This is a genomic window from Promicromonospora sp. NPDC050880, assembly GCF_044456525.1.
GTDB lineage: Bacteria > Actinomycetota > Actinomycetes > Actinomycetales > Cellulomonadaceae > Promicromonospora.
Map to the genome: position 1 here is coordinate 1 of NZ_JBITFV010000041.1, position 2994 is coordinate 2994.

At 69.5% G+C, this 2994-nt stretch carries 3 protein-coding genes; all 3 read right to left on the reverse strand.

All coding sequences use genetic code 11. From position 1 onward, the window contains the following. Positions 1-388: 388 nt before the first annotated feature. Positions 389-1354 (reverse strand): CopD family protein, encoded by a 966-nt coding sequence (locus ACIBBF_RS26445; protein WP_397419411.1) that lies wholly within the window; start codon positions 1352-1354, stop codon positions 389-391. Positions 1355-1516: 162 nt separating this feature from the next. Beyond that, positions 1517-2320 (reverse strand): transposase family protein, encoded by an 804-nt coding sequence (locus tag ACIBBF_RS26450; RefSeq protein ID WP_397419413.1) that lies wholly within the window; start codon positions 2318-2320, stop codon positions 1517-1519. 102 nt (positions 2321-2422) lie between these two features. Further along, positions 2423-2875: a copper resistance protein CopC gene (locus ACIBBF_RS26455; protein ID WP_397419415.1), complete on the reverse strand. Its 453-nt coding sequence runs from the start codon at positions 2873-2875 to the stop codon at positions 2423-2425. Between the last annotated feature and the right edge of the window lie 119 nt (positions 2876-2994).

Genomic DNA, 2994 nt, shown 5'->3' on the forward strand with positions numbered 1-2994 from the left:
GGACTCCCTCAACGGGCGACCCCGCAAGACGCTCGGATATCTGACACCATCAGAAAAGTTCGCAGAACTCGTTGCAACCACCGGTTGAATCCGCCCATCATCCACAACGCAGGAGGTTTGGAAACTACCGAGTTCGATCTGAGACCGGAGGCCCGGCGCCGGCGAGGCCAGCCGCCCCCCTTCACGTGTCGTCAGGAACCGGATTAGTGCTGGACGGACGCTGTTAGAAGGCATGGCCGCCCCCCCTCAGACCCGCCTGGAACAGGTCGCTCTGCAGTCCCGGCTGAACGGTGTAGGCGCCGTTGCGGAGGATGAATGGTCTGGTCCTTAGCCGTCAGCGGCCCTGACCATCCGGCACGCCTGGCCCCGACCGTGGCGCTCACGGGTCTCACTCCTCCACCGATGCGGCAACGAGCCAGGCCGTGAGCAGCACGATCACGACCATCAAGGTGGTCTCGCGGCCGGCGCTGCGCCGCAGGATGCCGCCCGCCGTGTGGGAGCGTCCGGCATGGCGCACCACCGCGTGGCGTCGTGCTGTGAGTCTCGGGACGACGCTGAAGTGGTTGTACGCGCCGATCGCAGCAACCACAGCAACCACGGCAACCTTGGCCAGCAGAAGCAAGCCCCAGTTGCTCTGCCAGAGCTGTTCGGGACGGTCGAGGATGCCGACCGCCAACACCACTCCGGTCACACCAACCACCGTGACGGACACGGCCGCGACGACCGAGAAGCGGGCGCCCATCAGCGCGGCGTCGATATCGTGCCCGTCCCGGCGCCGGGCCCGCAGCAGGAGGCCCATCGCGACCACGCCACCCACCCACGTGGCCGCGGCCGCGAGGTGTGCCACGTCGGCGATCACGACGAGCCACCGCGGCTCGACGGTGTTGCTGTGGCCGCCAAGAACGTGGCCGGCGCCCACCAGAACGACGCCGATCACCGCGAGCCACGAACCCTGGAGGGTTCCCCGGGCACCCGCTGCGAGCGCGACTGCCCCGGCGGCTTGCAAGCCGAGCTCCCACAGCGTGCTGCCGGTGAATGAGTCGGCGATCGCCGAGGGCGAGACGGCCGCGGCGAGGTCACCGTGCGCGACGACCACCGATCCGGCCACGACCCGGATGGCGAGTCCGCCGAGGATCACGACCCCCGCCCAGCGGGCGAGCCGCAGCACGACCGGCGCGTCCACCTCGTCGCGCCCACGTAGCACGAAGGCCGTGAACGCCAGAGCGCCGCCGGCGACCAGTCCGCTCCAGAGCGCTGCTGCGCCGCCTAGCCGGGCTACCGCCCCTGCGACACTGGTCGCTGGGCTGTCCATCGCAGACGGGTCGTGACCCATGCCGTGCTCCATGCCGCTCATGTCATGATCCATGCCGGAGTGCGACCCCGCGTCGCTGCTGTCAGCATTGCCGTCGACATCGGCCTCTCCCGGATTCGCCGGCGCACCAGTTGCTCCGGTCTGGTTCCGGGCGGTGTCGCTGACGGTGAAACCGAAGTCGCCGTCCAGTGAGGTTTTCTCGCCTCATTCGCTGACGGGGCGTTGAAGGTGGAGCAGGACGAGTGCAGCTGCGGCGATCTCGGTGATGCGCCAGGGATCCAGTGTGATGCGGCGCAGGGCGGGCCAGGTGGCCTTGAGTAGAGCGTTGGCTCGCTCGGCTGGTGCGCGTAGCGCGTTGATCGTGGCGTTGCGGCTGACCGCGTCCGCGTTCAGGTTGGCGCCATTGAACGGCACGATTATGCCGATCCCGGCTCCCTCGTAGCCCTTGTCGGTCAGCGTGGGCAGCCCGCCGGCCGCTGCGGGGTAGAGAAACGGCAGGACATGAGCACGGGCCGCGACGATGTCGTTCACGGTGCCGGGCTCGACCGGGCTGACCCACTCGGGATACCCGCCCGGTCCGGCCAGGACTTGGAGATTCCCGCCGTGCTGAGCATGCTTGCCCGACCACCACAGGTCCGCCGCCCCAGCACCGCGGGCAGCGACCTTCGTCGTCGCGATCAGCGTGCCGTCCAGAGCGACGAACGCCCAGTCCTGGGCCCTGCCACGCTCCAAGGCCTGCGCGAGCGTGGGTGCCTGGTCAGCAATCACGTCGATCGCCTCATGCAGGTACCGGTAGGCCGTCGCGATGCTGATCCCGGCGTCCAGGGCCAGGATCCGCAGCCTGGTGGCGTCCTTGAACCAGCGCAGCACCAGCAGTGCCTGCATGCGTGCGGTCGCGGCGCGTTGGACCGGACGAGCGCCTGGCCGGCGCCGGTGGGCGGCAAGCCACCTCGTCACCATCTCCAAAGTGGTCGCGGGCACGTCGAGACTGGCACGATAGGTGATCAACGCGGGGTCCTTGCTGGTCGGGATCAGGCTTGTCTTGGCGGACTCCCGATCCTTCCGGTCAGGACCCCGCGTCCTGACCTCGACACACCGCAAACCTGCAGGTCACAGCACCCGCACCCCGGTCCCCGTGATCGACCGGCTCCTCGAGAACGCATCACTGCGCCGAGGAACGAGGCGAGAAAACCTCAGTGGATGGCCGTCCTGAGCTGCGGCCGTCCAGGTGACTGTGTAGTCGCCGGGGGTCAATGGGTCCGTCGGTGTTGCTATGAGGATGAGGCCGTCCTCGGTTGCTGCGGTTTGGGCAGCGACAGTGCCGTCCGGACCTTCGATCGCCGCTCTGTCGCCGAGCGGGCTCACCGGCAGCGTGAACCGCAGCGTGACCTCGACGACCGGTCTGTTCGACGTTGACCCGGCGGCGGGTGTCGACGACTCCAGCCTGGTGTGTGCGGTGGCGGGTGGTGCGAACCCCAGTGCGAGCATGAGCGCCACAAGCATCATTACGGCCGCTCGGGTCATCGTGGCGCCGGACCGCACACCAGCAAGGGCTCGGCGCATGTACATACTCCTTCGCAGCGGGCGTGGGGGGGGGGGGGGGGGGGGGGGGGGGGGGGGGCGGCGGGGCCCGGCCCCCCCCCCGGGGGGGGGGGGGGGCCGGCCGCGCCCGCGGCTGGGAG

What these genes read in the sequence shown, in the direction of transcription:
- ACIBBF_RS26445 (WP_397419411.1), bottom strand. Translation starts at nt 1,354, where the DNA reads ATGAGCGGCATGGAGCACGGCATGGGTCACGACCCGTCTGCGATGGAC.
- ACIBBF_RS26455 (WP_397419415.1), bottom strand. Translation starts at nt 2,875, where the DNA reads ATGCGCCGAGCCCTTGCTGGTGTGCGGTCCGGCGCCACGATGACCCGA.